General features: G+C 62.1%; 2 protein-coding genes. Both read left to right on the top strand.

All coding sequences use genetic code 11. The annotated features are described in order from the left end of the window. Positions 1 to 28: 28 nt before the first annotated feature. Positions 29 to 934, top strand: a complete 906-nt coding sequence (locus ABMA10_RS22335) for a replication initiation protein (protein ID WP_431031550.1) — start codon at positions 29 to 31, stop codon at positions 932 to 934. 23 nt (positions 935 to 957) lie between these two features. After that, positions 958 to 1197, top strand: a complete 240-nt coding sequence (locus tag ABMA10_RS22330; RefSeq protein ID WP_431031549.1) for a hypothetical protein — start codon at positions 958 to 960, stop codon at positions 1195 to 1197. Positions 1198 to 4133 lie beyond the last annotated feature (2936 nt).

The following is a 4133-nucleotide window of genomic DNA, read 5'->3' as shown; positions in this document are numbered from 1 at the left end:
ACTTCAGTTGCTCCCATAGGTTGGCGTCATGACGTTCGAGACGCTGTTCCCGGACTCGTGGCTGCCTGAGCGGCCCCGAGTCACAGACCGCAAGGGGAACCCCACCTGGCGGGTGTCTCGAGACACCGCGCTCGGCACGATGCCCTACATCGAACCCAACGCCTCGCACGTGCTCCAATCGCTCGTCATCACCGACCGCGACCTGATCGACTCCGACCGCATCGCGGACAACCTCGGCCTGCCCCACCCCTCGTACGTAGCGCTGAACCCCCACACCACGACCGGACACATCGTCTACGCACTGAAAGACCCGGTATGCCTCACCGACGCCGCCCGCCGCCCTCCAGTGAATCTGCTGGCACGAGTCGAGCACGGCCTCTCCGACGTTCTCGGCGGAGATCCCGGCTACGGCGGCTCACTCACCAAGAACCCGTTCCACGTCTCCCACGCCACCCTCTGGGGGCCGCAGGATGCCCTCTACGGGCTTCGCGACCTCGCCAAAGCACTCGATGACCTCGGCGCACTCCCGAACGCCAGGAACCCACGCAAGCACGTCCAACGCTCAGCAGTCGGCCGCAACGTCGCCCTGTTCGACGAAACCCGCCAGTGGGCCTACCGAGGCATCCGCAAATACTGGGACGCACCAGCCGCCGACTGGAACCGCGCCGTCTACGCCCGCGCCACCCTCATCAACGAAACGATCATCGCCAACGAATTCTCCACCGGCCCCCTCAGCTACACCGAAGTCGTCTACCTCGCACGCTCCATCGCCACCTGGGTCCGCAACCGCGCCGACCTCGGACCCCGCGCCCAAACCACCGCAGAATACGACGCCACCTTCCACACAATCCAAACCGCACGCAGCGCCAAAGCCGCCGCAAAACGGGCGGCTGTCGCTGAGGTCCGTCGGCTCGCAATGTTGGGCGAGCTATGACACCGGAACGGCGAGTGCGGAAGATGACGGCGAAAGAAGCCGCGAAGCGCTTTGGTATCTCTGAACGGCATGTCCGCAACATCGCAGCTGAACCCCGTGCGGAGTTCGAGCGGCGAGCCTTTGAACGTGGTGAGCAGATCCTCGCGTGGCGGGCCGAGGGGGTGCTCTGGCGCGACATCGCCGAGCGGCTAGGTATTTCGCTCAATGCCGCACAGAAAGCCGGTGGGCTAGCTGTCAAACGTCGTGCAAATCGTGATGGTTGAGCGTCCGGCTTGGACCATCAGTCGCGCGGCCAATGAGTGTGCGGTGTCTCGCGACACGATCAAGCGACGGCGAGCTGCTGGTGCGTTCCCAAATGCGTTCCAGAACAGCCAACGCCAGTGGGTGATCCCGGTGAGTGACCTCATCGCGGCCGGCCTTCGTCCCGGCACCCCGAAAACCGGCGACGAAGCCCCCGCCGTGCCCCAGGGCAATGCCCTAGGGCACGAGCCGGATGCACCAGGCGCACGCCCTAGGGCAGCGCCCGACGAGTCCGCCGAGCTCCGCACACAAATCGAGTTCCTCCAGGTGCGCCTGGACGCCGAATCGCGGCTTCGGATCGCGGCCGAACAGAACGCCTCAGACCTTCGGACATCGTTGCGGATGCTGGAATCTGGACTCTCCACCGTCCCCGACCATGTCACAGACGCACCGAGTGTTCCGGCATCTCCGTTGAGGCGATCGCGCTGGTGGCGGCGATAGCACCCTCCCCAGACTCAAGCTTGTGCCCTAGCCACTGCACTAGGGCACAGCGACTAGGGGCGCTGAGAGCGTTGCTGTCGATGCCTGGCGGCAAACAAGAGGCCAGCGATTATCAGAACTAACGTGGCGGACAGCATCAGCTGGTTGTACTGCGCTCCGAACCAGACGGGTTGAACAAACAAGACGACCACCTGGAACAAAACGAGAAGGATCAAAACAGCCACGCACAACGTGCTGGCAGACCCATTGCGAGTGAGTGTTGCTCTCAAGGCCCGGTGCACCATGACTGCCCCGTCCAAACCTGGTGTAGCACGAACCCATTGCCGTCTGCCGAACAGATGCCTACAGCACCACTCATGACCACCAGGACGCCGGCGAGAACGCCCGCAACCGCAGCGATGGGCGCGGCCGCTGAACTCAGAATTGCGGCGATACCCGCAGCGCCAGCTCCGCTATTCAGGGCTCCCAAAACTCGATTCGTCATACATGAATCAAGTTGCACTTGGTTCCCGTACCACTGCGGAGTGATTGAATTTTGACCAGAGCAAGCGCGAGCTGAAGCGCCAGCAAACGGTTCGATGAGGATCGGAGCGCTTTCAACCACGCCCCCGGCCGTGACTACTCCACGAGCAAAATCCACAGCCACCGCCTCCGGCACGCCTGATTCCAACGCACCCGAGAAATCGAACGAAACAACGCCATCCACAGAAACCGTGCGACTCTCAAACGCAAGCTCCACCGCAGGGGGTAACGGATCCGCAGGGCCTGCCGTAGATGCATTTGCCGCGCCGCTCGTGCCAGCAACCAGAGCGAGAGCAACCAGTGAACCCATCGCTATCGTACGAAAAATTTTCAACTTCATAGATTCTCCTCTTCGAGAAGGGCTGTCACCTAACAGGCACGAAAGTCACCGTCTGACACACCACACTCCTCGCTGAGACTGGATGTGTCAATTTTTAAACGCTCGTATCGTCGCCTCGCACATGTTCCAGTCGCTCGTCATCACCGACCACGACCTCACCCACTTTTCCCCTGGTCCGGTCCCGCACTTTTTGCTTCTCAATCTCCCACCCTCAAGGCACGCAGAGGGTGGGAGATTGAGAAGCGCGGCAACGCGAAGTGCGGGACCGGACCAGGGGAAAAACATCCCAACCTAGTCGTTTGCTTAGTCGCGCTTGATGACGAGTTAAACGACAGGGTAACGACCCACTGGGCTGCCAGTAGGAGACGTCGTTCTGCTGGGCAGGCGGCGGCTGCAGCCATCCAAAAAATCCGTAGCATACGTGCATCTTCCTGGATCTTCCTGGATCTTCCTGGCCCTCGATTTTCGTCCTGGTGAACGACGCACATAGGGCATTAGTTACGACCACGGCTCCAGCAGCGCGTTTCGTTTCGTGCGCGCTCAGATCGTCACACCTCTGGCATTAGCGATGAGCGATAGCAGTGCCGCAAAATTTGCGGCACTGCTCGACCCGGTGTGCCGCAGTTTTTGCGGCACACCACATGACTGTTCGGCTCGAATCCGATCGACTCAAAATTGGTGCCCGACAGCATGGATGAAACGGGTAGTGAGTCGGGCAGAAAGACCCAGGTAGGTCCCCCAGATGCCAGACGTATAGAACGATGTGTGGGCTGCCGGAGAGGGTGCAGGAGGTTGGCTGTTGTGGGCGCTCGTGCAGGAGGTTGGCTGTTGTGGGCGCTCGTGCAGGAGGTTGGCTGTTGTGGGCGCTCGTGCAGGAGGTTGGCTGTTGTGGGCGCTCGTGCAGGAGGTTGGCTGTTGTGGGCGCTCGTGCAGGAGGTTGGCTGTTGTGGGCGCTCGTGCAGGAGGTTGGCTGTTGTGGGCGCTCGTGCAGGAGGTTGGCTGTTGTGGGCGCTCGTGCAGGAGGTTGGCTGTTGTGGGCGCTCGTGCAGGAGGTTGGCTGTTGTGGGCGCTCGTGCAGGAGGTTGGCTGTTGTGGGCGCTCGTGCAGGAGGTTGGCTGTTGTGGGCGCTCGTGCAGGAGGTTGGCTGTTGTGGGCGCTCGTGCAGGAGGTTGGCTGTTGTGGGCGCTCGTGCAGGAGGTTGGCTGTTGTGGGCGCTCGTGCAGGAGGTTGGCTGTTGTGGGCGCTCGTGCAGGAGGTTGGCTGTTGTGGGCGCTCGTGCAGGAGGTTGGCTGTTGTGGGCGCTCGTGCAGGAGGTTGGCTGTTGTGGGCGCTCGTGCAGGAGGTTGGCTGTTGTGGGCGCTCGTGCAGGAGGTTGGCTGTTGTGGGCGCTCGTGCAGGAGGTTGGCTGTTGTGGGCGCTCGTGCAGGAGGTTGGCTGTTGTGGGCGCTCGTGCAGGAGGTTGGCTGTTGTGGGCGCTCGTGCAGGAGGTTGGCTGTTGTGGGCGAGGTCAGGGGCTCGACGGAGGGGGAGCTTGCTACGCTCGCGCTGGAGGAATTTCCGGGGAATACCTGACTTGGGTGAGTTCCTACCCTGCAT

Source organism: Plantibacter sp. RU18, assembly GCF_050613355.1.
Taxonomy (GTDB): domain Bacteria; phylum Actinomycetota; class Actinomycetes; order Actinomycetales; family Microbacteriaceae; genus Plantibacter.
The sequence above is the reverse complement of the archived record's forward strand: the minus strand, read 5'-3'. Positions and strand labels throughout refer to the sequence as shown.

What these genes read in the sequence shown, in the direction of transcription:
- ABMA10_RS22330 (WP_431031549.1), top strand. Translation starts at nt 958, where the DNA reads ATGACGGCGAAAGAAGCCGCGAAGCGCTTTGGTATCTCTGAACGGCAT.
- ABMA10_RS22335 (WP_431031550.1), top strand. Translation starts at nt 29, where the DNA reads ATGACGTTCGAGACGCTGTTCCCGGACTCGTGGCTGCCTGAGCGGCCC.